Below are 23,579 nucleotides of genomic sequence, written 5' to 3'. Positions count from 1 at the left end.
ATAAGATTAGTATGAAATGCAACAATTAGACCTGAAGTGCCGTCCCTGGCACGCAATATCAGCTACCGGTTTGCGGCGCCGGATCGTCCTGCAGGTGTTTTTTGAAGTGGACTTCAATCTGCTCCAGCGTTTTGCCCTGGGTTTCCGGCGCAAAAATCAGCGCGAAGATCCCGCCCGCGACGCCAATCACCGCAAAGGCAAAGAAGCAGGTGGTCAGACCGAAGGCTTCCAGCAGGATTGGGAACATAAAGGCGATGGAGAAGTTGGTCATCTGCATGGCAAATACCGAGATGCCGTTGGCCATACCACGGATGCGCATCGGGAAAATTTCCGACAGCAGCAGCCAGGTCACCGGAGAGAGCGCGCCCTGCTGGAAGCTGAGGAAAATCAGCATGCCACCCAGCACCAGGTAACTGCGCAGCACGTCAGGCTGACCGTGCACCGTTTCCGGCATCAGCCAGGTCACCAGACCGATCGCCAGCAGCGAGCAGGTGCAGCCGATCTGACCCACCAGCAGCAGCGGACGGCGGCCAAAGCGGCTCAGTAACATGATGCCGACAAAGGTCATGATCACCGAAATCACCCCGTTGGCGATGGTTGCCAGCAGCGAGGCATTGGTACCGAGGCCCGTCGCCTGCAGCATCGTCGGCGCATAAAACATGATGGTGTTGACGCCGGACAGCTGTTGCAGCATCGCAATACCGATCCCCAGCGCCACCAGCCGCTTCATCCATACCGAGATAGTTTTCTGACGGCGGGCATTTTTCTGGCTTTTCGAATCCATCGACTTGCGGATTTCGCTCATCTCTTTTTCGACTCTGCCGGAATGGCGGGTGCGCTCCAGCACGTCACGCGCTTCGCGGTAGCGGCCATGCATCGCGTACCAACGCGGCGTGTCCGGCAGGAACAGCATGCCGACCCACAGGATCACCGCCGGCACGCAGGCCACGCCGAGCATCCAGCGCCAGGTGGTTTCGCCGCCCCAGACTTCATTGATTGCAGCGTTGCTGGTGTAGGCAATCAGCTGACCGGACACAATCATCAATTCCTGCAGGGTGACAAACTGCCAGCGGCGGTTAGCCGGGACAATTTCCGCAATATAGATTGGCACGATAGCCGCTGCGCCACCGACCGCCAGGCCGAGGATAAAGCGGAACAGGATCATCAGCACCACGTTCGGTGCCAGCGCACAGCCCAGCGAGCCGCACATAAAGATCACCGCCATCACCAGAATGACCTTTTTGCGGCCAAACCGATCGGCCACGCGGCCGGCACAGATCGCCCCAATCGCCGATCCGAGGATCAGGAAGCTGGTGACCATCCCGGTGGTCAGTGAGGTCAGATGCAGGTCGTGCTTCATAAACAGCAAAGCACCGGCAATCACGCCGGTATCGTAGCCAAAAAGCAGGCCGCCCAGCGTGGCAATAAACGCAATTACTTTTACCAGCGGTTCGGTCGGCTGCGGTGCTTTTGCCGCCGTCGTCCCACTGTTTGATGAGTCAGTCACAAGTCACTCCCTGGAAAAACGTTATTATTCTGTTTTTAGTAGTGTGATGCAGATCACACGACCCTTAAATCTAAGACAGATATGCGAATTTGCCAGCGAAATGACGATTTTTAATTTTTTGCGAGGTAATCAGGCGGGGCGGGAAGTGACAGACAGGCTACCGGGATAATACCGGCAGCCTGATGCCTGCTAGGAAAGGCTGCGTGTCAGCCTTGAAGCGGGGGTAGTGGTATGCAGCCTGGGCTGGTGGTTGCCGGTCAGTGGCCGACAGCTTTCTTTGGTGATGCCACGCGCAACAACCGGCGTTTCCTGTGGTGCCGCCACGGCGATGTCGCTGCCGTTGTACTCCTGCAACCACTTCAGGTATTCGCCCAACACCTGCGCAATATCCTCTCCCGGCTGGGTGGTGCGGATGTAAAGCTGCGCGGATGTTTTGCTCTTGTCCTGAATATAAATCTCGTACTTTTTATTCCAGGCTTGTGTGTCGGGACGTTCACGCAGGGTGACGTCATTAAAGCGCAGATGCTGCCAGCGCGTTAGTCGCTCATAAAAATGATTTTTATCCATGACGGATTAACCTCTCCGTTTTTTCTCTGTGTGTGTAATCAAAAAAACGCCCTGGACAGAGGGCGGAATAACAGGGTTATTCGTGTAATTAGTAGAGGGAATGCGCCAAACCCGGCGGGATAGCCGGTTGGCAGCTTAAATCTAGTCGAAATCGGCCTGTTCGCCACCGCATGAAGAGATTTTAGGAAAATTACGCATTCAGAAGCAGGGAAGCTGCGCGGCAAGCGTTTGATACAGCGGGTAATGCCGCCAGAAATATCCCGACAGTTCTGAATAAGAGTCAGCGAAATCCTGTTTACTCGTGACCAGAGGTGATGGTAATTTCGGGGGCATATTATTTCAGGAGCAGGCCATGAAACAGTTAGTTATTGATATCTTGATGAAGATTGCAAAAATCGATGTAGACGCGAAGGAACTGACCGCGCAAGTCGAAGCCCAATCTCTGCTGATTGCTGCTCTGTTGCTGACTGCAGGTAAAGAAGGGGCCAATAACATTTCTGAAAATATCCAGAATGCGATTGTCACCGCCTCAAGTTCAGGTCAGGGTTTTATGCAGTCGGATGTTGATTTGCTGTTGACCCACGTTAACCGCCTGCTGGCCGTTACCCGCTACGTTGACGAGAAATCCGATACCGAAGAGCAAAGCTAAGCGCCTGTGCCTGGGACAATGCACCGATGCATTCCCCCAGGCCGCATAAGCGCGACGATTATTTCACCGCCCCTTCCGTCACGCCGCTGATAAACTTACGCTGGAACACCAGGAATACTGCCACCAGCGGTAAAATTACGATCATCGCGCCGGCCATCAGCACCGGAATGTTGATGGTGTTTTTGTTCTGGAAGAACATCATGCCGATCGGCAGCGTCCTCAGTTCATCCTTGTTGACCAGAATCAGCGGGATCAGGAATTCATTCCACGTCCAGATAAACAGCAGCAGCGCCAGAGTGGTCAGCGTCGGCACGATTGCCGGCACCAGGATCCCCCATAATATGCGCGTGCGTTTCGAGCCATCCATCACCGCCGCCTCCACCAGCTCTTTCGGCACTTGCTGGAAAGCGGTGGCAATCATCAGCGTGGTAAACGGCAGCGACAGCGCCACCTGCGGCAGGATCAGCGCCAGATAGGTGTTGGTGAGTCCCATCCAGTGCAATTCGTGGTACAGCGGGATAATAAAGGCTTCGCTGGGCAGCACCATGCCTAACGCCATCAGCGCGGCAAACACCGTTTTACCCGGAATACGCAGGAAGGCGAATCCAAACCCGGACAGAATGCCGACCAGGATACTGATAATCAGCACCGGAAACACCACCAGCACCGAGTTAAGGAAATAGGTGCTGAAATGGCCTTCCCGCCAGGCGGAAACGTAGTTAGCAAAACTGAAGTGCGAGGGCAGGGCAAATACCCCGGCAAACAGCTCGCTTTGCGTCTTAAACGAGGTCATCAACGCCATCAGGAAAGGCAAAATGGTGACAATGGCGATCAGCCAGATAACCGCACGTGAAACAACAGGCGTAGCGCGCATCAGTGACGCTCCCGGATGGCAAAATGAATAATACTGTTGATCGCAAACACAATGATCATTCCGACGATGGCCACCGCCGAAGCGTAACCGTAGTGGCGTAAATCAAAGCCCTGTTGATACATATACAGGTTGGTCACCAGCGTGGAGGTGCCTGGTCCGCCATGGGTCATCACGTACACCAGGTCAAAGGCTTTCAGGCTGGAGATCACCGTCAGCAGCAGCGCGACGCGAATTTCAGGCCGCAGGCCAGGCAAGGTAATGCGCATAAACTTCTGCCGGCGCGACGAGCCATCCAGATCGGCGGCTTCCAGCAATGACGGATCCATACGTTGCAGGCCGGACATAAACAGCACCAGACAGAAGCCGAAGAAGTACCAGGTGGCGACAAAGCCGACCGCCGGTAACGCCCAGTCAAAATCCCCCAGCCAGGACAGCGCCAGCTGCGGCAATCCAATCGCGCGGAAGAAGTGATCGATCGGCCCAAAGGCCGGGTTATATAACCAGCGCCAGACCACGCCGAGCACCGCCATCGGCATGATATAAGGCAGGAAGAACAGAATACGCAGCAGGCTGCGCTCTTTGTTATTGCGGGTATCGTTGAGGAAGCTGCACAACACCAGGCCAATACAGAGCGGGAACAGCGTGTAGAACAGCATCAGTACGGCGTTATTTTTGATTGCCACCCAGAACACCGGATCGCTAAACATCTGGATAAAGTTATTCAGCCCGATAAAAATCGGCCGGGTCGCACCGTCCCACGAGGTAAAGCTGACGCCGACCGAGACCAGCAAAGGGAACAGCAAAAATAGCGAATAGATAAGCATTGAGGGCAAAATATACAGCGCATTTTGCAGTCGTGACTTATTAAGCATAACGGTGTTCTCGCGCGTCAAACTGAATAACGGCCCGGCCTGTCTCAGCGCCGGGCAGAGGGATTACTTTTTCAGGCTGGAGAGGTACTGCTGGTAATTGGTATCCAGTTTGTCGGTCATCTGTTGCGGCGTAAGCTTGTCGGCCAGCAGCAGCTGCACATTTTCATTCAGCGCATTGCCCATGGTCGGTGTTGCCCAGTCCACGTAGTGGCCAAGGCCATCGTGGCCGTTAACCGTGGTCCAGACGTTATACACATCGGCCAGCAACGGGTTGTCCGCCGGAAGTTTGGCATCCTTGTTGGCGCTGGCGGGCAGGAAGCCGGCCTTCAGCCATTTTTCAGCCATCTTGTCGGAAACGATGTAATCAATGTATTTGGCCGCCGCATCCTGCTGTTCTTTGGTTTTCGCCGTCAGGGTGATGGAGAACGGCAAATCGGTTCCGCCGACCATCAGCGGTTTGCTGACGCCGTCAAACTGCGGGAAGGCAGCGAAGTGAATATCTTTATTATCTTTGAACTGCCCCATGTACCAGGTGCCGCTGACAAAGAATGCGGCCTGCCCACTCTGGAACAGCGTGGCCGCATCGTCTTTACCAATGCCCTGGAAGCCCGGGAAGAAGTAGCCTTTCTTATTCCACTCCTGCATCAGTGCGGCAGCTTTCTGCAGTTTCGCATCTTTAAAGGTGCCACCGACGTCGTAAATCAGGTCATCCATCGCTTTGCGATCGCTGCTGCTGATCTGATCCTGCCACAGCGTGGTCAGCATCTGCTGGCCGGCAGCGCCGTCGAGGATGCCTAACATCAGTGGCGCCGTACCCTGTTCTTTCAGCTTCGCCATCGCGGCTTCAAACTCAGCCATGGTTTTCGGCACGGCAATCCCGGCCTTATCCAGCAGCTGCTTGTTGTAGTAGAGCCCGACCATTTCACCGAGGCTGGCAACGCCATACAGACTTCCGCTACCGAACTGCTGGCTATCAGACCAGCGGTTGCGCTTCAGCATCGAATCCGGGAAGCGCGTGGTCCAGCCATACTGTTTGGCGTAGCCGTCCAGTGGGATCAGCAACTTCTCTTTCACCAGCGCACCCATATCACCGCCGCCCTGATTCACCTGGGCAACCTGCGGGCCGTCACCGGAGTTCAGCGACAGTTTCAGCGGGATGCGGGTATCGTCAAAGGAGTGAACGGAACGGTCAATGCTGACGCCCGGATTCTGCGCGGTAAACTCTTTGATCGCTTCATCGATGGCCGAGGTCTGGGACGGATAGTTATAGATATCCCACTCGGACAGCTTGGTGTCCGCCTGCGCGGGCAGCTGGAACAGTGCGGTAAGTAAGCCAACCGCCAGCAACGACAAGGCCGGGCGGGCAGTGACAGTGCGGGAAGAACGGGTAACCCTGGAAGCAGTGAACATGGATCTGTTTCTCCAACATCAAGAGAGCATCCTTTCATGATGGCAACCGACTTTCCCGCTGGTTGCATGAGGGCGTTTATAGATGATCACGTAGCCTTAGTTCATACTTACTTTAATGATTAAATAAAGTCAAACATCCCCACCTCCGCATTGCTGAAAGGTGATGCAGAGCAGAAAAACTGATAATTTTTCATTTCTCAGGGTGAAAAACTGCAGAATCGCGCTTTTCCTGCTTAAACGCCGGGTTGCCTGGGGCGATCAGGTGTTCTGTCTGGTGGGCGTTGGGGTGAGCTAATTCACTGAATGGTCATATGAAAATAGTATGTCGTCAGGGGCCATATTATCAGGGAACGGCACTGCGCCTGCATTATGGCGCGATTTTGCCGTCAGATTGCCGTCTGCGGGGGGTCTTACGCCAGACTAAAGTTCAAGACTGTGATCGACTGCATAATCTCAACGGCTCAGGTGCAGTGCAGGGGTATTATTTTTTCTTGAAAACAAAGTCGGCTTTATTTAAGTTGGTGTTCTCTTCTTCACCGACTGTATGAGCGTGGACGATGACTTTGCTTGAAGGAAAGATCCGCCCGGCAACCGCCGATGATACCGACGCCCTTTATGAGATCTGCCTGAAAACAGCGGATGCCGGCAAAGATGCCAGCGATCTGTATGCCGATCCTCACTATCCGGGCACCCGCTTTGCCGTGCCCTATGCGCTGTTTGCCCCTGATTTCGCCTTTGTTCTGGAGAAAGCCGGCAAGGTAATCGGCTATGTGGTGGCAACGCCCGACACCGTGGCGTTTGAGCAGCAGTTGCTGAAAGAGTGGTGGCCACTGCAGGTGGAACGCTTTGCCGACCGTCAGCCGGTTAAACCGCTGGACAGTAAAATCCTCGACGCGGTTCGCCAGCCTGAAACCGCCTCTGAGACGCTGACCCGCCGCTATCCCGCGCATCTGCATATCAATATCTTGCCAGAAGGCCAGCGCGGCGGCTGGGGGAAACGGCTGATTGAACATGAACTTGCCGCATTAAAAGCCGCAGGTGTCAGCGGCGTTTATCTCGGTATTAGCCTGCAAAATGAAGCGGTTGCCTGTTTCTATCAGCAACTCGGTTTTCAGCCGCTCTTCCGCAGCAATGCCATTTATATGGGCCAGGATCTGAACTGAGGACGCTATGGCTACTCTGCACTTAAAAAACGTCAAAAAGTCTTACGAGCACGTCAATGTGATCCACGGCATCGATCTGAAAATCGATAACGGGGAATTTATCGTGTTCGTGGGTCCATCCGGCTGCGGCAAGTCCACGCTGCTGCGGATGATCGCCGGCCTGGAAGAGATCAGCAGCGGCGAACTGTTTATCGATGAACAGGATATGACCCACCAGTCGGCTACCGAACGCGGCATTGCGATGGTCTTCCAGTCATACGCGCTCTATCCCAATATGACGGTCAAAGGCAATCTGGCCTATCCGCTGGAAGTCGCCAAGCGGCCGAAGGCGGAAATTGCCGAACAGATTGCGATCACCGCCGAAAAACTGCACCTGACCGAACTGCTGGATCGCCATCCGCGCGCGCTCTCAGGCGGCCAGCGCCAGCGTGTGGCGATTGGCCGGGCGATCATTCGTCAGCCACGAATTTTCCTGTTTGATGAGCCGCTCTCCAACCTTGATGCCGAGCTGCGCTTACAGATGCGTATCGAGATTGCCAAACTGCATGAATCGTTGGGTAACACCATGATTTATGTCACCCATGATCAGCTGGAGGCGATGACGCTGGCGGATCGCATCGTGGTGCTGCGGCAGGGTAAAATTGAGCAGGTTGGCGCGCCGCTGGATCTCTATCACGACCCGGACAACCTGTTTGTCGCTGGATTTATCGGCTCCCCGAAAATGAACTTCGTCAGCGCCCGCGTGCTGTCTGTCGAAGCGGGTAAGGTGCGGCTGGCGGTGCCGGAGCTGAAGCTGACGTCGATTGAATTGCCGGTGCACGCGGCGCTGGAGGAAGGGCAGAAGGTGACGCTGGGCATCCGACCTGAGCATTTCGTCAGCGCCGAACAGGATAACCGTGACTGGTCATTCCCCGGCACGCTGTCGTTTGCCGAGCGGCTTGGTCACACCAACTATCTTTACCTGGATATTGGCCGCGAGAGTTTGCTGGTGATTGAAGCGCGGAAAATGGAGGAGGTTGAGTTGGGAGAAGAGGTGCAGCTGGCACTTAACCCGCAGCACTGCATGCTGTTCGATGAGCAGGGCATGCGCATCCGCTAGATTTCAGCCTGGCGTCGGTTAAGCCCGCCGCCAGAACCTGCCTGTAAACCCGTTACCCTTCTTCATCTGCCTGCGCCGACAGCACGTCAATCAGCCGGTTTACGGTGAATCCTGCTGCGCCCAGGGCCCACATGCGGCTGGATTCGGTCAGGAACTGCAGCGGCGTCAGCTGCGGTGTCAGCTTCAGGCGATACTCCTGAAAACTCTGGCTGATCTGATCGAGTAAAATGCGCGAAGCCATTTGTGGCTCCATCGCCAGATAGATCACATCGGGATCGTAGGCCACGGCAAGGTTTGCCAGCGACAGGCCCAGATGTTGACCGGCCGTCGCCAGCGTTTGCAGCGCCAGCGGTGACGGGTGTTTATCCAGCGCCAGCAGATTGGCCGGCACCGCTTCACCGGCCTGCTGCAGGGTCTTCAGAATGGCTTTGGACGAGGCGATCTCTTCCAGCGTGCACTTTGAGCCATCGTTCAGCAGCGCATTACCAATCTCGCCTGCGGTGCCGGTGCGGCCGCGATACAGCGCCCGATCCAGAATAATCCCGGCACCAATCCCTTTACCGTAGGTGGCGATAATCGCCGTCTGCGCTGCGCCAAGCTGACCGAAGACCAGCGTGGCGAGGGCCAGCGCATTGGCATCGTTCTCGATATACACCGGAATGGCAAAGCGCTCTTCCAGCAATGAGGCAATCGCCACGTGGGTCCAGTCCAGCACCGTCGAACGGATGCAGTGGCCGCTGACCGGATCGACCAGCCCCGCCAGCGCCAGACCAATCGCTGCCACGCGCTTGTCCTCAACGGTTTTCAGGAACTTTGCCAGCGCATCGCTGAGCTGCTTGGGCGTCAGCTCGCCTGAGGGCATCTGCTGCTCGCCAATCAGGTTGCCGGTCAGATCGGTCAGCACAATCAGGTTACGTTCCGCATTGAGCTGGATGCCGACCACCGTGGCGTAATCCGGATTCAGGCCGAGCAGGGTTTTGGGTCTGCCCATCGAGACGCGACGCAGGCCTTTTTCAATGATGATCCCCCGGCTCAGCAGGCGGTTTGCCGCCTGGGACACGGTGGACATGCTCAGCCCGCTGCGGACTTTCAGATCGGACTGGCTGATCGGGGAGTTCTCAACAATCAGCCGCAAAATGCGGGAGGTAACGTTCGGTGCGATCATAAAAGGTGCGGGTCTCAAAAAGTAAGTGGCTGGCTGTCAGCGGTTGACCGGCTCAACAGAGGCTGGCCAGACGCAAAGCACCTGACAGCGCATCTTCCTGTGCAGGCACAATCTTATTGCGCGTGGCTTCAGCCAGCCAGGGGAGAAGCGGGGCGGCCATTCCACCCATCAGCGCCAGCGGGCCGTGGCTGGCTTGCGCCAGCGCATCCAGCATCACCGTCACTTCTGCGGCGCTTTCGGCGATCAGCTCAGCGGCAAGTTCATCACCCTGCTGAGCGGCGTCAAACACCCAGGGCGAGAAATGTCCCCAGTCGCCGGGCGTGGCGTGCCGGGTCCAGCTGAGTAGCGCATCCGGTGAGTGTGAAAAATGGCGCATCACGGCCTCAGTCAGCGGAGTGACGGCAATAATGCCATCATGAGCCTGTAAGGCTTTTCGCAGCGCGCGCTGGCCCAGCAATGCGCCAGAGCCGTGATCGGCAAGCGCAAATCCCCAGCCGCCGACCCGGTGAAAACGCGTGCCGTCCCAGGCCGCGCCCTGGCTGCCGGTACCGGCAATCAGCACCGCGCCCGGTTGCCCCTGATGGGCGCCCGCGCAGGCGATATCGACGTCAGAGAATAACGAGAGTCGGGCAAAAGAAGACGGATGTTGCTGCAAACGCTGGTCGACCGACGGTACATTCGCCCCTGCCAGTCCCCACACCGCGTGGGTGTTTTTACGCGCCGATAAAGGCAGGTCAGCGGCGATAAAGGTCTGTTCGATCAGCGTGTTGACGCGGTCCAGCGCGCCGGTGAAATCAGAATAGACGTTGGCCGATCCGCCGGTGCACTCCGCGAGGATCCTGCCGTCAGGCGTCGTGAGTCTGGTCCGGCAATGCGTGCCGCCGCCATCTACTCCGATCAAAAATTCTGATTGCATGATCCTCCCGTGACCGGCGTTGACCCACAGTGTGGCGAAAAACTACTGGCTATTTTGCTCGAAACGATAAAATAAAAAAACTTAAATCGCAATAACAAATAAATATGGATGGGTTTGTTAATATTATAATGATTTAAATCAAGTGTTTAATAAAAAGTGTGTTTTTGTTTGAGCTTTCATTGTTGACATTAGTTTTTCTGTCGTACTAAGTTGGTGTCCAACAATTGCGCGATTCCGGATGCCGATCACACCGCATCAGGGACGCTTTTCTTTTTCCGTGACCAAGATGGGCAGGGGTCAATATGAAAGTAGCGATCATCGGACTGGGCTTTCGGCTGTCGAACGTAGTAAATGAGTTCAACAAAGCTGACCCGGATTTCAGTATTGTCGGGTATGTCGATCCGGCACCTGCGGGCATACCTAACCTTGAGAAGTTTGGTATTCCTGCCGGAAAAGCGTTTGCCACGCTGGACGAAATGCTGGCAGCAGGCGGGTTTGATCTGCTGATGGTCGGCTCACCTAACTATCTGCACCTTGAGCATATTGAAGCCGGACTGAAGGCCGGCAAGCGGGTGTTCACGGAAAAACCGGTGGTGATCAACGAAGCGCAGACCATGGCGCTGGCAAAACTGATCAGCCAGTACGGTCAGGAGAATATTCTGGTTGGGCTGGTGCTGCGCTACTCACCGCTTTACCACGATCTGTTGCAGGCCAAGGCGGAAAACCGGCTGGGTGAAATTACCTCTATCGAAGCCACCGAGCACATCAAGCCGTATCACGGGGCGTTCTTTATGCGCGACTGGCGTCGCTACGAGCGCTATGCCGGTCCCTACATTCTGGAAAAATGCTGCCACGACATCGATCTTTATCAGGGATTAATGGGAGAACGACCGGTGCGGGTTGCCAGCTTCGGTGGCCGCAAATCCTTCACCCCGGAACATGCACCGCAGGGCGCGATTACCGCCGATTCCGAGCTGTACCATATCAAGCCCAGCGGCTGGTCGAGCACCGAAGCGGTGTTCGAAAGTGATGCGGATATTGTTGATTATCAGACGGCGATTGTGGAGTACGCCGGCGGTGCCACCATGGCATTTCACGCCAACCTCAACGTGCCGGATGAGTTCCGCCGTTTTTGCGTGATGGGCACCGATGGCATGGCCGAAGGCGACTTTGTACGCAACTACTTCCGCGTCCATGACGCGCGCACTGGCGAGAAAACCGTTGCTACAGAGTATGAAGGCAATGCTTACGATGGCCATTACGGCGCGGATGCGTTGATGGCTGCGGAGATTGTGAAGCACATTAAAACCGGTTCGCTGCTGAAGGTGTCGGTGATTGATGCGCTGGAGGCGGGACTGACGGCGATAAAAATCGATGAGGCGCGTAAGTCGCGGACGGTTATCGATCTGACGGACTGCTGGAACACCTTTGACGCCAATTTGGGTCGCTAATTAACTCCCTTCCTGACACTGTCAGCCTGGCATTTCCCCCGCAGGCTGGCCTTCTGATGGCACGCTGACTGACTGCTTGACCGCCGAACCCGACGGTCATTTTTCTCCGTTGACACGGGTAATCGTCGTACCTTCATTGCGGTGAACCTCACCACACAGCAACACCGCATCCGGCCGACGCTGGTGAATACGGCCGGCCATTTGTTCACAGGCGACCTGCGTGGGAAAAATGTGCTCAGAAACCGGCAATGCATCACATGCATCATGGCCACAGGCGCTGACCAGTAAAACGAAGCCAATTAACATAGCTCACTCCTTTGATGAATCAGACCCAATGTTCAGTATAGTCCAGCAGCGAGACGGCTGTGGTATCACCCTGTGTGCTGAGGTGATATAAAAAAGGGCAACCATGCGTAATCCTTTCAGGGAGATTTCTGATGCAATTCACCGGTCTTTCCGCTTTCCCCATCACACCCGCCAGTGAACAGGGTGTGGTTGATGTTGTTGCACTGGAAAAGGTTCTGCTGCGCCTGAAGCAGGCGAAGGTCAATTCCGTTGGCCTGCTCGGCAGCACCGGGCTGTATGCGTTTCTGCGGCGGGAAGAGAAGCGCCGCGCGATTGAAGCCGCCGTTGACTGCCTGCAAGGCGAGATCCCCATTATCGTCAGCGCCGGTGCGCTGCGCACGGATGACGCCATCCAGCTGGCTGAGGATGCAGATGCGGCGGGCGCAGATGGGATCCTGCTGGCGCCGGTGTCCTATACGCCGCTGACGGAAGAGGAAGTGTTCCAGCACTACGCGGCGGTGGCCCAGAGCACATCGCTGCCGATCTGCATCTATAACAATCCGGGCACCACGCACTTTACCTTTACGCCGACCCTGCTGGCTCGCCTTGGCACGCTGCCCACGGTGAAAGCGCTGAAGCAGCCGTCGTCCGACAAAACCGATAAGGATCTGGTGGCCGATCTGCGTGGACGCTTCGCGGACGATTTTGCCCTTGGCTTTAGCGTCGACTGGCATGCGCCAGAAGCCCTGTACGCCGGTGGCGACGTCTGGTTCAGCGTGTTGGGCGGATTGCTGCCAAAACAGGCGATGGCGCTGACTGAGGCCGCATTACGCAAGGATGGCGAACAGCTGGCCCAGCTCAACGCTGAACTTCAGCCAATGTGGACCTTATTCAAGACCCTCACCAGCCTGCGCGTGATGTACAGCGCGGCGGAAATTCTGGGGATTTGTCAGCCGGTATTGCCACGTCCGCTACTGCCGCTGCGGCCTGAGGATTATAAAAAAGTGGAAATGGTGCTGCGGGATTTACAGCTGGACTAGCCAATGAAAAAGGCCTTCCCGTGAGGAAAGGCCTCTGCAATCCGCATTACGCATCCTGCCAGTCAGTGCTGATAACGCGAATTAATGCGCCATGGTGCCGGTTGTGGTGGTGGTGGTGCCGGTGTTGGAGCCATCGCTACCACCACCGCCGCCGCCCATAGTCGCCAGGGCAACACCTAACAGCGCAGCAACAGCACCGATACCCACAGCATTTGAGTTGCCGTCGGACATCGCAGTGGCTTCACTTCCTGCTGCTGCTCCGGTAGTCGGTGCGGCATAAACGCTGGCGCTGGTAGCCAGAGTCAAAATCAGAGCAAGCGTCGTTATTTTTTTCATTTTTATCGTTCCTCAGGAAGGGGTAACCAGACAACGCTTGAGAGCATAATTTCAAAGTTCAGGGTTGAATAGTGGCCGCCCGGGAGGGAATTATTGTTATTCTGATTAAGGTGTTACCGGTTTAGCGCCAGTAATTTCCACAGTAAAAATGACCGATTAGGGTTGCTTGACTGGCGGAAGGGCTGTAGGGATTGAGAACGAGGTGATTAAAGCCAGATTATCCTTAAAACGCTCGGGAATTTATCTCATAGGACAAATTGCTCATGCTGGCCATAAATATGAGCCAATCTGCGCTGTAGTTTACCCTGCGTTTTAAGAATAAATACCGGCGCCTTTTTTTCGCTTTTTCTCCCTAAAGCAAATTTCTCGGGAGCGAATTGAGTGTGAGGCTATATTGATATCTGTTGCGAAATATAAATGATTACCCCGAAATACGGCGGCATTTATGCGATTAATCCTGGTTTTAACCCAGGGCTGAAAGGTTTTAAGAAATTGTTAAGTGTCTTGTGGCTTACTGGGCGTAATCATTTTTGCCAGGGGCTCAACTATGTTGTTATCTGCGTTTTCCTATATCAAAGATAAAACCGGGTATTTACAGGAATTCATCTCCGATCCACGGAAAACAGGCACTATCGCTCCTTCCTCTTTGTCTCTGTGCAAAACCATGTCTGATGCCGTCGACTGGAACCAGTGTCAGCGTATTGCTGAGTTGGGGGCCGGTGACGGCGTGGTCACCCGCCATCTGCTGACGCGCATGCGGCCCGATGCCGAGCTGCTGGCCTTCGAGACCAACAGCCGCTTCCATCCCAAGCTGGCCACCATTGACGATCCCCGCCTGCGGGTCACCGGCGCATCCGCTGAAACCCTGAGCGGTGAATACGACGCGATCTTCTCAGGCTTGCCGTTGCTGTCGCTGCCGAAAGAGGTCCGTCACGGCATTCTGGAGCGCGCCGCGTCGCTGCTGAGCCCGCAGGGCGTCTTCGTGCAGTTCCAGTACACCTCGCTCTCTGAGCCGCTGCTGTCCGAATACTTTGCGTGGAACCGCAGCCGCGTGCTGTGCAATCTGCCGCCAGCATGGGTGTATCGCTGCCATTCGCTGGATAATTTACCGCAGGAGAATGCGGGAGTTAGCACACCCTGATGAAGGGAATGTGACTTAGAGATGGCAATCTCCGTATGGTCTGCCAGGCTTAACCTTTACCCACAACAGGAGGAAATAATGAGTATTGAAAGTGACCTACCCACCTCAAGTGATGAAGAAGTCTGTACTATCATTGGCAAAGCAGTGGTTGACCTGAGTATCACCGGGCAACCTGTCAATAAGGCTACGCTGGCACACAAGCTGTTGGCGATGGCAGATCAGGATGGCGATGAAGAACGCATTTTACTGTACTGGATTGCCCGGAAGGCAATCAACCAGCCACACAGGTTTGCTGCTGCAGCCTTCTAATCTCGCGTGGCATACCGGCACATTGTCGGAAAGACGGCCGCTCCTCACAGAGTGGCCGTTTTTATTGCGCTCAGGTAATGCGGCGCACGAAGGGGATCAGTCTGATCAGCCAGACAATCAGTGCAGAGATGGCAAAGCAGGCGATCGCCACCAGTGGAATGGTCAGAATCGAATAGTAGCCTTCGAAATTAAGCTGCAGCAGGTTCAGCAGCACTTCCAGCACCATTGCATGCACAAAGAAGATTCCGAGGCTGAGATTGGACAGCGCGCGGATCACCCCAATAGCCGATTTGCCGAAGCGTAACGGGGCATTCAGCAGCATAAAGAAGAACGACAGGGACACCACAACCATGGTTGGCGCGGCGTAAAACAGGAAGATTTGGTTAGGCTTGAAGGTACTGATCGACAGGGAGTAAGTCATGACCGCCGTTAACACCACGGACAGAATAAAAATAACGCCCGCAATGATCACCTTCGGATTTATTTTAAAGCGGCGAACCACCCCACCGAGAATATAAAACCCGGACAAATACACCACCATATCGATATTACTCGGATCCGGCAGCGGACGGTTTTCCAGTAAATTGGCCTTCACGTTATCAAATAACATATACACCGAGGCCAGCACAAACCAGATGGTCAGCGTGTAGTTAACCCGCTGCTGGCTGCCATAGGTGATAAAGGTATTCAGCAGCGGCGTCACCAGATACAGCAGGATCATGGTGTAGATAAACCACATATGCGGCCACGCCGGGGTACTCAGCAGCTCCAGCACGCTGACCGACGAGTGGTTCATTTTCACCTGTTGCCCGTAGACAATATAAATCACCGACCAGGCAATCAGCGGGATCACTAAATCCAGCACGCGGGTTTTCAGCGTACTGAGTAGCGACTCATTTTTATTGAGGGAAACATAACCGGCGACCAGCAGGAACAGCGGAAATGCGATGCGCCCAAGCGCTTCATACATTACCGAGACCGACCAGGCCAGATGGAAATAGCTAAAAGGGATAGCAGCCGTATGCAACAAAATAACTAAAAACGTTGCCACAAGTGTGAGCAGCTTTATATTAATCGTTTTCAATGCCAGGTTCCTTGTCATAAAGCACACTCTGCCGGAAAGGAACAGACTGTCGCCACCTGGCTAAAGGTATCATATTTCGCTGTTGCCGATGTAGCTTCTGCTAAGAAAAAGGCCGGGCGCTTTCAGCTCGAATGGCGCGTTGCGTCTACCGTCAGCGTGGCGGGACAGGCCTGCTGAGGCTGAACAACGCGGTATTCCGCTTTCCCCTGATGGATGTACATGCAGGCCCGGCCAGCGTCACCGCCATCCTGTTCCTGGGACAGCGTCAGGACCACTTGCTCAGCGGGCACAAAACAGGACCATAAGATGCTAACGCCCAGCGTCACCACCAGTGAGATGACTTTCATTATTCCATTCATATCAGACAGCCAGAAAAAGTGAAAAGAAGGGTTCCGCTCTGACAATCCCTCCGCAAAGGGTGTCAGAAAACATGACCCTCGCATCAGTGCCTGGCCGACTGCAAGCGTCGGCATGCAATATCGGACGAAGCCTGGGGGTAAGCCAGCAGAGTTTTCTTATTTTACCTGGTCTATATTCCACGGCTGTGATCTGGCGACGGTTAAGCGGTCCTATTGGAGATAATTGAGTGAAAAGGGATTTATTTTTCCAGCTATCAGGGCGCACCATAATTCAGGACCAGTTTTTTTATCAAGTTTTTAACGCGCAGGATAATTTGGCTTAGGCGGAAAAAGGGCGGTTCGGTGGCGGTCGGGCGGCTTGGGAAAAAATTCACCACAGCGCGGGAAAGTTGTTAAAATTACTCTTTCGTCCTTTTTCATGGAAGCCAAGATGACTACTGAAATCTCCCATCCTGCCAGCAGCCCAAAGCAGGCCGCGTTACAACTGGTTATTGAACTGGTGCGTGCCGGTAAACTGAGCCCAATGCAGGGCGATGCCGCCAATATGATCTCCATCTACGAGCAGTTTAAAGATCACTTTGAAGCGGATAAGCACAAGCACTCCACGGACTCGGCTATCTCCTGATAGCAAAAAGGCGGCCTGAGGCCGCCCTTTAACCCTATTTGCTGACCTGATCGTAATACAGCATGCTGTTACCAATACCCTGATTGGCTCCGGTTATATTACTGCGTAATCCCACCAGTTTTTGTCCCTGCAACGTCACCACGTAAGGCGAATTTTGCTGAACCTCGGTCTGCAACTGCTGATACAGCGCGTTGCGCGTCTTCACGTTGCTCTCTGCGGCAGCCGCCTTGGTTTCTGCACTCAGTTTTGGAATTGACCAACCGACGCGCCACGCCAGGGTTTTCGGCCCGTTTGGCACGTTATAGGCAAAGGTGCTGGCATTAGTGTTGGGATCGACGTAATCAGCGCCCCAGTAAATAAAGATCGACTGGAAGTTTCTGCTGCGCATCTTGGCCCACAGCTCCGCCTCGGCAACCGGCTTGATGGCGATCTGAATATCGGCCTTGGCGAAGCTGGCCTGTAAAGCCTGCGCTACATCGGTATACGGCGGTTGATTAACGATGGTCAGCGAGAATTGCGTGCCCGGCTTGATGCCGCCTTTGCTTAAAATCTCCTTCGCCTTGGCCAGATCGTACTTAAACGGCTGGTTCTCCAGCGCGCCGTCAAATCCCTGCGGTAAAAAGGCCTGATGCACCTGATACTGATCTTTCAGCAGCTCATGCGAAATGCTCTGGTAGTCAACCAGCCAGCGGGCGGCCTGCCACAGTGCCGGGTTGCCTAACGCCGGCTGCGCTTTATCCTGAGTGTTAAAGCCGAGGTAATAAATCAGGCTGGAAGGGAAGCTGGCAACCCGCACCGAAGAGACTTTTTTCAGCGCATCAAACTGATCGGCGCCCAGCTCGTAAGCGACGTCGGCATCACCTTGCTCCAGCAGCAGACGGCGTGAACCGGGATCGGAGACCCCTTTCAGGATCACCCGCTTCAGTTTTGGCTGAGGTTGGGCATTGGGGTTTTGCTCAAGCACCAGCGCCTGCTGCGGGACATAGGTTTTGATGGCGTAAGCCGCGCTGCCTGCCGAATGGGTTTTCAGCCAGCCGTTGCCGAAGTCATGATTGACCGCGTGCTGCTCCGCCAGTTTGCTGTCGACGATCGAGGCCACCGGCGCGCTCAACAGCCGCAAGGCCAAATCCCGACCGATGGCCGAGGTCCAGCGGATCTCCAGTTGGTTGTTGCCGTGGCGGGTGAACTGCGCGTCAATATTGTCGGCCGACCAGCCAAATTCATTGAGGATAAATGCCGGCGTTTTGTTGAGCTTCACGCCGCGCGTCAGCGAGTAGATCACATCGTCTACCGTCAGCGGATTGCCGCTGGCAAACTTCGCCCCCGACTTCAGCGTAAACAGCAGGCTATGTTCGCTACTTCCCGGCTGCCAGCTTGATGCCAGCTGCGGCACCAGCTTGCGCGGATCGGTACGGTCCGAATCAACCAGCTTTTGATAGACGTTCAGCAGGCTGCTGGTACTGACGGTTTCGAAGCTTTCGGCCGGATCAAAGCTGATGATACCGTCCAGCGGGATGGCGACAATCAGCGTATCGGCTGGGGTGGCAGCATGGGCAGCAGCCGTCAGACTTAACGCGCAGGCAAGGGCTACGGGCAACAATTTACGCATCAACAGGTCCTGTAAAATGAGTGATTTCAGGACTATAGAGGGAAAGCGCAGGAGGGAGAAATGCCAATTCCGGCAAGCGTAATCTGATTAACAGCATAGCCGGAAAGGCAGATTGGGGCCGACCTGCAGGCCGGCCCCTGAGGTTCAGCTGACGATGTAGCCACGTTCCATATGCACCGCGCGATCGCACATATGATCGATCACGTCCGGATCGTGACTGACCAGCACCATGGTCAGATTGTCTTGACGCTTCAGACTGTTAAGCAGGTTAAGGATTTCAGCCTGCACCGACATATCCAGCGCCGAGGTCGGCTCATCCAGCAACAGGATTTTCGGCTCCAGCAGCAGGGCACGCACGATCGCCACGCGCTGGCGCTGTCCGCCTGAAAGCTGGTGCGGATAGCGATCGGCCATCGCCGGATCTAATCCCACGTGACGGAAGCCGCGATCGATACGATCGTTGATGTCACTCTTCTTCAGCAACGCCAACGGCTCCGCCAGCGTGCGGCGCAGACGATGACGCGGATGCAGCGAGGCATAAGGATCCTGGAACACCATCTGCACATCCTGACGCAGCTGGCCGGTAAAGGATTTACCGGGCTTCACCTGATGCTGTGCCAGCGACATTTCGCCCTGCCAGTTGGGATTCAGTCCCGCCAGCACCCACAGCAGCGACGACTTACCGCAGCCGGACGGGCCGACCAGTCCGAAGCATTCACCGGCCTTCACCTGCAGGCTGACATCGTGCACCACGGTGCGCTGCTCATAACCCTGTCGATGGGAAACGCTTAATTTGTTCAGTTCAATCATGTTCACGCCAGGCCTCCAGCGCAGCACGATCCAGTACCGGCAGTGCCTGGCCCTGAGTGGCTTTACTCGGGCGACAGGACCACAGCGTGCGGGTATAAGGATGGGTGGCATTGGGCAGTTCAGCGGCGGGCAGCGTATCGAGAATGTTTCCCTGATACATCACCATCACCCGATCGCAATGCTCGGAAACCTGCTGTAAATCATGGCTGATCAACAGCAGGCCCATATTACGTTCTTCCACCAGACGGCGGATTAATGCCAGCACCTGATCGCGCATCGCGTGATCCAGTGCGGACGTTGGCTCATCAGCAATCAGGCAGTGGGGATCGGCAATCAGCGCCATCGCCAGCATCACACGCTGGCCCATCCCGCCGGAAAGCTGATGCGGATAGCGCTGCATCAACTGCTTAGGATCGGGCAAGCCGACCGCATCCAGCATCTCACAGACTTTCTCGTTGATTTCCGCACGTCCCAGCTTGCTGTGCAGCTTCAGCGGCTCCGCCACCTGCCAGCCGATGGTGCGCATCGGGTTTAAGGCATATTTTGGATCCTGCATCACCATCGCCAGCTTGCTGCCGCGCAGCTGGCTCCAGCGGCGCTCGCTCAGGGTCAGGGCGTTTTCTCCGGCCACCTGCAGCGTCTTCGCCTGCAGCTGCAAACCCGGTGCCAGCAGGCCCATCAGGCTACGGGCAGTCAGTGACTTACCGGAGCCGGATTCACCCACCAGCGCCAGACGTTCGCGGCCCAGGGTAAAGCTGATTTCTTTCACCAGCGGCGTGCCGTCCGGACTGGCGATTTTCAGCTTATCCGCGACGATCAGGTCAGAGGTTTCAATTGCCATTTCGGGTATCCAGTCGGTCACGCAGGCCATCGCCCGTCAGGTTAAACGCCAGGCTGGCAAACAAAATCGCCCCGCCTGGTGCGGCGGCTACCCACCACTGATCGAATATCACTTTACTGCCTTCGGCCACCATCGATCCCCATTCCGCGGTCGGCGGCTGAACGCCCATCCCGAGGAAGCCGAGGCCGGCCGCAGACAGAATGATGCCGCCGAGGCTCAGCGCGGCACGCACTACGGCACTCGGCATACACAGCGGCAGAATATGACCAAACATCAGGCGTAAGCCGTTGATGCCCTGCATCCGCGCCGCCGCCAGATAATCACTGCGACGCAGCGCCAGCGTTTCAGCACGCGCCTGACGGGCGAACGGCGGCCAGCTGGTCAGCGCCAGGGCCAGCGCACCGTTCATCAGGCCGGGGCCAAGCATGGCGACCAGCGCCAGCGCGATCACCAGATTCGGCAGGGACAGGAAAATATCGGTGATGCGCATCAGCACGCGCTCCGTCCAGCCACCGAGGTAGCCGGCACAGATGCCGATCAGCATGCCCACCGGAATGGTCAGTACCAGGATCAGCGACACCAGCAGCAGGGTCGGGCGCGAGCCATAAATCACCCGTGAAAGCAGGTCGCGGCCAAAGCCATCGGTTCCCAGCCAGTGCAGGGAGGAAGGCGGCAGCAGGCGCGCGGACATCTCCTGCGCATTCGGGTCGAACGGCGCCAGTAACGGCGCAAACAGCGCTGCCAGCAGCAGGATCGCCACCAGCGTGCCGCCAATCACCAGCGACGTCAGGCGGGGACGGCGACGGCGCGACGGTGCCACGTTGTCGAGGTCGGTAAGATTTTGCGTCATCGGGTTCTCGGGTCGGTTAGCCAGGTTAACGCATCTGCCAGCGCATTGAGGATGATAAAGCAGCTGCCGATCAGCAGCGTCGAGCCCAGAATCGCCGGGGTATCGGAGGCGAACAGCGCGGTGGTCATATAGCGTCCCACGCCGGGCCAGGCAAACACCGTTTCGGTCAGAACCGATCCTTCCAGCAGCGTGGCGTAGGAGAGGGCCAGCACGGTAATCAACGTGCCACGAACGTTAGGGAACACGTGCAGCAGTAAAATCCGACCACGGCTGGCCCCTTTGGCCCGCGCCAGCGTGACGTATTCTTTGCTGCTCTCTTCCAGCAGCGCCGCGCGCAGCAAGCGGGTTATGCCGGCCATCGCCAGCAGGCCCAGCACTACCACCGGTAACCATAAATGCGCGACAGCATTGCGGAACATCTCGGGATCGCCGGACAGCCAGCTATCAACCAGCACCAGCCCGGTTTTCGGCTCCAGCGTGTAAATCCAGATATCGTCCAGTCGTCCGGGACCGGCCGACCAGTGCAGCACCGCATAAAACAGCAGCAGACCCAGCAGGCCCAGCCAGAATACCGGCACCGAGTAACCAAGCAGGGAAATCATCCGCGCAAGGTTATCGAGCAGGCTACCGGGCTTCCACGCGGCCAGCAGCGCCAGCACAATGCCGAAGAACGCACCAAAGATCATCGCGCAGGTCGCCAGTTCAATGGTGGCCGGGAAGGTGCGCAAGAGATCGCTGGATACGGCCTGATTGGTCAGGCTGGAAATGCCCAAATCGCCATGGGCGAGGTGCGTCAGATAGTGCCAGAACTGCACCGGCAGCGGCTTATCCAGCCCTAAATCGTGACGAACCTGGGCGTAGGTCGATTCACTGGCGTGATCGCCGGCGATCTGCAACGCCGGATCGACCGGCGACAGATGAGAAAGCATAAAGGTGAAGGCCAGCAGACCGAGCAGCGTCACCAGCAGTGAGGCTAACCCGGTCAGCAGGCGTCCGCTCTTTAACCAGAAAAGCCGGGAGGACCCGGCTTGTGCAACAGTGACCGTCATTACTTGGTGACCTGGCTGTAGTAAACCATATCCGGGTTAATGCCCTGGACGTAGCCTTTAAGATTATCACGCAGGGCGATCAGGTTACGCGCCTGCAGACCCACCACGTACGGGGAGTTCTTCTGGATTTCGCGCTGCATATTCTGGTACAGCTCGACGCGCTTAGCCTTATCGCTTTCCGCGGTGGCGGCCAGCGTCTGCTTGTTCAGCTCCGGGATATGCCAGTTTGAACGCCAGGCCAGCGTTTTGCTGCCATCTTCCGGGTTATAGGCGAAGGCGGCGGCGTTGGTGTTCGGGTCAAAGTAATCCGCGCCCCAGGCGTTCAGGGTGGCTTCATATTTGTGGGCTTTAACCGAGGTAGCGATTTCGCTGCTCAGGCCTGGGATCAGCTCAACCTTAATACCCCCTTTGGCAAAGCTGGCCTGCAGGGCCTGGGCAATGTCCAGATACGGCGGCTGGTTGCTGACGCTCAGCTTAAAGCTGACGTTGTTCAGACCGGCTTTCTTCAGGATGGCTTTCGCCTTCTCCGGATCGTAGCTGAAAGGATTGTCGTTCAGCGCGCCGAGGAAGCCTTCCGGCAGGAACGACTGATGCACCTGGAACTGGCCTTTCAGCAGATCGTCGGCAATGCCTTTGTAGTCAAACAGGTAGCGCGAGGCTTCCCATAACGCCGGGTTTTTCAACGCCGGATTGGCATCAATGTTGAACTGCATGTAGTAGAGCGACGCCATCGGGATCGCCATTGGCTTCACGCCCGGTTTGCCCTTCAGCCCGGCCATCTGATCGGCGCCCAGATTACGGGCAATATCCACATCGCCCTGCTCAAGCAGCAGGCGGCGGGTTGCCGGTTCCGGGACGTTTTTGATCAGCACGTTTTTCAGCTTCGGCGCGCCACCCGGTGAGGTTGGGTTGGCGGACAGCAGCACCACTTCATGCGGAATGTATTTGCGGATCTGGAACGGGCCGCTGCCGGCAGAATGCACCGCCAGCCACTTGTTGCCGAAATCATTGTTTTTGGCATTGGCCATCGCGGTTTTTTCATCAACGATGGATGAAACCGGGGCGGCCAGCAGGCTCAGCACGTAAGTCGGGCTGACGTCGGCGGTCCAGCTAATCTGCACATGGGTTGCATCAACCTTCTTCAGCTGCGCATCCACATTGTCTTTGGTCCAGCCCAGTTGGGTCAGGATGAAAGAGGGATCGAGGTTCAGCTTAACTACACGACCCAGCGAGAAGATCACATCTTCCGGACGCACCGGATTGCCGGAGGCAAATTTCGCGCCATCGCGCAGGGCAAAGGTCAGGCTGCGGTTATCGCTGCCCGGCTGCCAGGATGTGGCCAGCGTCGGTTTCAGATCGGTCGGATTCTGCGGATCGGATTGCACCAGGCGCTGATACAGGTTGGTAAACGCCTGTACCGACGTCAGCTCAAATCCTTCGGCCGGATCGAAGCTGCTGGCATCATCAATGGATTGAGCAATCACCAGCGTATCTGGCGGGGTTGCAGCGTGAGCAGCCCAGGAGGCGGTCAGTGCAAGGGCAATAATTGACGGGTAAAACGATTTCAT

Annotated in this window: 25 protein-coding genes; 8 read left to right on the top strand and 17 right to left on the bottom strand. The window is 56.1% G+C overall.

The annotated features are described in order from the left end of the window. Positions 1-58: 58 nt before the first annotated feature. Positions 59-1,507 (bottom strand): sugar porter family MFS transporter, encoded by a 1,449-nt coding sequence (locus ACXKZG_RS17740; RefSeq protein ID WP_013200943.1) that lies wholly within the window; start codon positions 1,505-1,507, stop codon positions 59-61. Between the two features lie 189 nt (positions 1,508-1,696). Then, the gene (locus ACXKZG_RS17735) at positions 1,697-2,074 is read right to left on the bottom strand and encodes a hypothetical protein (protein ID WP_105759661.1); all 378 of its coding nucleotides are present in this window, start codon (positions 2,072-2,074) and stop codon (positions 1,697-1,699) included. Between the two features lie 352 nt (positions 2,075-2,426). On the opposite strand from ACXKZG_RS17735, the gene iraP reads away from it, so the two are divergent. Beyond that, complete coding sequence (gene iraP / locus ACXKZG_RS17730) at positions 2,427-2,723, top strand: anti-adapter protein IraP (RefSeq protein WP_013200945.1); 297 nt, start codon at positions 2,427-2,429, stop codon at positions 2,721-2,723. 58 nt (positions 2,724-2,781) lie between these two features. Here iraP and ACXKZG_RS17725 read toward each other — a convergent pair whose 3' ends face one another. From ACXKZG_RS17725 to ACXKZG_RS17715, 3 genes are all read right to left on the bottom strand, one after another. After that, on the bottom strand, positions 2,782-3,597 hold the full coding sequence (locus tag ACXKZG_RS17725; protein ID WP_488875216.1) for a carbohydrate ABC transporter permease: 816 nt from the start codon (positions 3,595-3,597) through the stop codon (positions 2,782-2,784). Further along, the gene (locus tag ACXKZG_RS17720) at positions 3,597-4,469 is read right to left on the bottom strand and encodes a carbohydrate ABC transporter permease (RefSeq protein WP_013200947.1); all 873 of its coding nucleotides are present in this window, start codon (positions 4,467-4,469) and stop codon (positions 3,597-3,599) included. The genes ACXKZG_RS17725 and ACXKZG_RS17720 overlap by 1 nt, the downstream gene beginning before the upstream one ends. A 63-nt stretch (positions 4,470-4,532) precedes the next feature. Then, a complete protein-coding gene (locus ACXKZG_RS17715) occupies positions 4,533-5,879 on the bottom strand; it encodes an extracellular solute-binding protein (protein ID WP_346599633.1) in 1,347 nt (448 codons plus the stop codon). 557 nt (positions 5,880-6,436) lie between these two features. On the opposite strand from ACXKZG_RS17715, the gene ACXKZG_RS17710 reads away from it, so the two are divergent. Then, a complete protein-coding gene (locus ACXKZG_RS17710) occupies positions 6,437-7,042 on the top strand; it encodes a GNAT family N-acetyltransferase (RefSeq protein WP_013200949.1) in 606 nt (201 codons plus the stop codon). Positions 7,043-7,049: 7 nt separating this feature from the next. Continuing rightward, a complete protein-coding gene (locus ACXKZG_RS17705; RefSeq protein WP_488875215.1) occupies positions 7,050-8,141 on the top strand; it encodes an ABC transporter ATP-binding protein in 1,092 nt (363 codons plus the stop codon). 52 nt (positions 8,142-8,193) lie between these two features. Here ACXKZG_RS17705 and ACXKZG_RS17700 read toward each other — a convergent pair whose 3' ends face one another. Then, positions 8,194-9,306, bottom strand: coding sequence for an ROK family transcriptional regulator (locus ACXKZG_RS17700; RefSeq protein WP_013200951.1), 1,113 nt, complete (start codon positions 9,304-9,306; stop codon positions 8,194-8,196). Positions 9,307-9,358: 52 nt separating this feature from the next. Then, a complete protein-coding gene (locus tag ACXKZG_RS17695) occupies positions 9,359-10,222 on the bottom strand; it encodes a glucosamine kinase nucleotide-binding domain-containing protein (RefSeq protein ID WP_488875214.1) in 864 nt (287 codons plus the stop codon). Between the two features lie 302 nt (positions 10,223-10,524). Here ACXKZG_RS17695 and ACXKZG_RS17690 point away from each other — a divergent pair, with 302 nt between their 5' ends. Beyond that, positions 10,525-11,673, top strand: coding sequence for a Gfo/Idh/MocA family protein (locus ACXKZG_RS17690; RefSeq protein WP_013200953.1), 1,149 nt, complete (start codon positions 10,525-10,527; stop codon positions 11,671-11,673). A 96-nt stretch (positions 11,674-11,769) separates the two neighbouring features. Here ACXKZG_RS17690 and ACXKZG_RS17685 read toward each other — a convergent pair whose 3' ends face one another. After that, positions 11,770-11,979 carry a hypothetical protein gene (locus tag ACXKZG_RS17685; RefSeq protein WP_013200954.1) on the bottom strand — a complete coding sequence of 70 codons (210 nt, stop codon included), beginning with the start codon at positions 11,977-11,979 and terminating at the stop codon, positions 11,770-11,772. Positions 11,980-12,110: 131 nt separating this feature from the next. Between ACXKZG_RS17685 and ACXKZG_RS17680 the strand changes: the two genes are divergently transcribed. Next, positions 12,111-12,998 carry a dihydrodipicolinate synthase family protein gene (locus ACXKZG_RS17680; protein WP_488875213.1) on the top strand — a complete coding sequence of 296 codons (888 nt, stop codon included), beginning with the start codon at positions 12,111-12,113 and terminating at the stop codon, positions 12,996-12,998. Positions 12,999-13,079: 81 nt separating this feature from the next. Here the strand turns inward: ACXKZG_RS17680 and yjbE are convergent, their stop codons facing one another. Next, positions 13,080-13,334, bottom strand: coding sequence for an exopolysaccharide production protein YjbE (gene yjbE / locus ACXKZG_RS17675; RefSeq protein ID WP_013200956.1), 255 nt, complete (start codon positions 13,332-13,334; stop codon positions 13,080-13,082). Positions 13,335-13,881: 547 nt separating this feature from the next. Between yjbE and ACXKZG_RS17670 the strand changes: the two genes are divergently transcribed. Both ACXKZG_RS17670 and ACXKZG_RS17665 read left to right on the top strand, forming a co-directional pair. Then, a complete protein-coding gene (locus ACXKZG_RS17670) occupies positions 13,882-14,475 on the top strand; it encodes a class I SAM-dependent methyltransferase (RefSeq protein WP_013200957.1) in 594 nt (197 codons plus the stop codon). 78 nt (positions 14,476-14,553) lie between these two features. After that, the gene (locus tag ACXKZG_RS17665; RefSeq protein ID WP_013200958.1) at positions 14,554-14,784 is read left to right on the top strand and encodes a hypothetical protein; all 231 of its coding nucleotides are present in this window, start codon (positions 14,554-14,556) and stop codon (positions 14,782-14,784) included. Positions 14,785-14,854: 70 nt separating this feature from the next. Here ACXKZG_RS17665 and ACXKZG_RS17660 read toward each other — a convergent pair whose 3' ends face one another. Then, complete coding sequence (locus tag ACXKZG_RS17660) at positions 14,855-15,886, bottom strand: acyltransferase (RefSeq protein ID WP_041691919.1); 1,032 nt, start codon at positions 15,884-15,886, stop codon at positions 14,855-14,857. 104 nt (positions 15,887-15,990) lie between these two features. Continuing rightward, complete coding sequence (locus ACXKZG_RS17655) at positions 15,991-16,215, bottom strand: hypothetical protein (RefSeq protein ID WP_346565656.1); 225 nt, start codon at positions 16,213-16,215, stop codon at positions 15,991-15,993. 442 nt (positions 16,216-16,657) lie between these two features. Between ACXKZG_RS17655 and ACXKZG_RS17650 the strand changes: the two genes are divergently transcribed. Next, positions 16,658-16,852 carry a hypothetical protein gene (locus tag ACXKZG_RS17650; RefSeq protein ID WP_013200961.1) on the top strand — a complete coding sequence of 65 codons (195 nt, stop codon included), beginning with the start codon at positions 16,658-16,660 and terminating at the stop codon, positions 16,850-16,852. Positions 16,853-16,886: 34 nt separating this feature from the next. Here the strand turns inward: ACXKZG_RS17650 and ACXKZG_RS17645 are convergent, their stop codons facing one another. From ACXKZG_RS17645 to ACXKZG_RS17620, 6 genes are all read right to left on the bottom strand, one after another. Continuing rightward, complete coding sequence (locus ACXKZG_RS17645; RefSeq protein WP_013200962.1) at positions 16,887-18,461, bottom strand: ABC transporter substrate-binding protein; 1,575 nt, start codon at positions 18,459-18,461, stop codon at positions 16,887-16,889. 144 nt (positions 18,462-18,605) lie between these two features. Beyond that, a complete protein-coding gene (locus tag ACXKZG_RS17640; protein ID WP_134824863.1) occupies positions 18,606-19,271 on the bottom strand; it encodes an ABC transporter ATP-binding protein in 666 nt (221 codons plus the stop codon). Beyond that, positions 19,264-20,142: an ABC transporter ATP-binding protein gene (locus ACXKZG_RS17635; RefSeq protein WP_265909861.1), complete on the bottom strand. Its 879-nt coding sequence runs from the start codon at positions 20,140-20,142 to the stop codon at positions 19,264-19,266. Before ACXKZG_RS17635 ends, ACXKZG_RS17640 begins: the two co-directional genes overlap by 8 nt. Next, entirely contained in the window at positions 20,102-20,962 is an 861-nt protein-coding gene (locus ACXKZG_RS17630; RefSeq protein WP_053141760.1) for an ABC transporter permease, read from the bottom strand. Before ACXKZG_RS17630 ends, ACXKZG_RS17635 begins: the two co-directional genes overlap by 41 nt. Continuing rightward, positions 20,959-22,011: an ABC transporter permease gene (locus tag ACXKZG_RS17625; RefSeq protein ID WP_013200966.1), complete on the bottom strand. Its 1,053-nt coding sequence runs from the start codon at positions 22,009-22,011 to the stop codon at positions 20,959-20,961. The genes ACXKZG_RS17630 and ACXKZG_RS17625 overlap by 4 nt, the downstream gene beginning before the upstream one ends. After that, the gene (locus tag ACXKZG_RS17620; protein WP_013200967.1) at positions 22,011-23,579 is read right to left on the bottom strand and encodes an ABC transporter substrate-binding protein; all 1,569 of its coding nucleotides are present in this window, start codon (positions 23,577-23,579) and stop codon (positions 22,011-22,013) included. The genes ACXKZG_RS17625 and ACXKZG_RS17620 overlap by 1 nt, the downstream gene beginning before the upstream one ends.

Source organism: Erwinia sp. 2186, from assembly GCF_057812255.1.
Note: the sequence above shows the minus strand (reverse complement) of the source record. Positions and strands in the feature narration are given on the sequence as shown.

Bases quoted from the DNA above. Each gene is read 5' to 3' on its own strand.
- ACXKZG_RS17735 (WP_105759661.1), bottom strand. From the start codon at position 2,074: ATGGATAAAAATCATTTTTATGAGCGACTAACGCGCTGGCAGCATCTG.
- iraP (WP_013200945.1), top strand. From the start codon at position 2,427: ATGAAACAGTTAGTTATTGATATCTTGATGAAGATTGCAAAAATCGAT.
- ACXKZG_RS17725 (WP_488875216.1), bottom strand. From the start codon at position 3,597: ATGCGCGCTACGCCTGTTGTTTCACGTGCGGTTATCTGGCTGATCGCC.
- ACXKZG_RS17720 (WP_013200947.1), bottom strand. From the start codon at position 4,469: ATGCTTAATAAGTCACGACTGCAAAATGCGCTGTATATTTTGCCCTCA.
- ACXKZG_RS17715 (WP_346599633.1), bottom strand. From the start codon at position 5,879: ATGTTCACTGCTTCCAGGGTTACCCGTTCTTCCCGCACTGTCACTGCC.
- ACXKZG_RS17710 (WP_013200949.1), top strand. From the start codon at position 6,437: ATGACTTTGCTTGAAGGAAAGATCCGCCCGGCAACCGCCGATGATACC.
- ACXKZG_RS17705 (WP_488875215.1), top strand. From the start codon at position 7,050: ATGGCTACTCTGCACTTAAAAAACGTCAAAAAGTCTTACGAGCACGTC.
- ACXKZG_RS17700 (WP_013200951.1), bottom strand. From the start codon at position 9,306: ATGATCGCACCGAACGTTACCTCCCGCATTTTGCGGCTGATTGTTGAG.
- ACXKZG_RS17695 (WP_488875214.1), bottom strand. From the start codon at position 10,222: ATGCAATCAGAATTTTTGATCGGAGTAGATGGCGGCGGCACGCATTGC.
- ACXKZG_RS17690 (WP_013200953.1), top strand. From the start codon at position 10,525: ATGAAAGTAGCGATCATCGGACTGGGCTTTCGGCTGTCGAACGTAGTA.
- ACXKZG_RS17685 (WP_013200954.1), bottom strand. From the start codon at position 11,979: ATGTTAATTGGCTTCGTTTTACTGGTCAGCGCCTGTGGCCATGATGCA.
- ACXKZG_RS17680 (WP_488875213.1), top strand. From the start codon at position 12,111: ATGCAATTCACCGGTCTTTCCGCTTTCCCCATCACACCCGCCAGTGAA.
- yjbE (WP_013200956.1), bottom strand. From the start codon at position 13,334: ATGAAAAAAATAACGACGCTTGCTCTGATTTTGACTCTGGCTACCAGC.
- ACXKZG_RS17670 (WP_013200957.1), top strand. From the start codon at position 13,882: ATGTTGTTATCTGCGTTTTCCTATATCAAAGATAAAACCGGGTATTTA.
- ACXKZG_RS17665 (WP_013200958.1), top strand. From the start codon at position 14,554: ATGAGTATTGAAAGTGACCTACCCACCTCAAGTGATGAAGAAGTCTGT.
- ACXKZG_RS17660 (WP_041691919.1), bottom strand. From the start codon at position 15,886: ATGACAAGGAACCTGGCATTGAAAACGATTAATATAAAGCTGCTCACA.
- ACXKZG_RS17655 (WP_346565656.1), bottom strand. From the start codon at position 16,215: ATGAAAGTCATCTCACTGGTGGTGACGCTGGGCGTTAGCATCTTATGG.
- ACXKZG_RS17650 (WP_013200961.1), top strand. From the start codon at position 16,658: ATGACTACTGAAATCTCCCATCCTGCCAGCAGCCCAAAGCAGGCCGCG.
- ACXKZG_RS17645 (WP_013200962.1), bottom strand. From the start codon at position 18,461: ATGCGTAAATTGTTGCCCGTAGCCCTTGCCTGCGCGTTAAGTCTGACG.
- ACXKZG_RS17640 (WP_134824863.1), bottom strand. From the start codon at position 19,271: ATGATTGAACTGAACAAATTAAGCGTTTCCCATCGACAGGGTTATGAG.
- ACXKZG_RS17635 (WP_265909861.1), bottom strand. From the start codon at position 20,142: ATGGCCTGCGTGACCGACTGGATACCCGAAATGGCAATTGAAACCTCT.
- ACXKZG_RS17630 (WP_053141760.1), bottom strand. From the start codon at position 20,962: ATGACGCAAAATCTTACCGACCTCGACAACGTGGCACCGTCGCGCCGT.
- ACXKZG_RS17625 (WP_013200966.1), bottom strand. From the start codon at position 22,011: ATGACGGTCACTGTTGCACAAGCCGGGTCCTCCCGGCTTTTCTGGTTA.
- ACXKZG_RS17620 (WP_013200967.1), bottom strand. From the start codon at position 23,579: ATGAAATCGTTTTACCCGTCAATTATTGCCCTTGCACTGACCGCCTCC.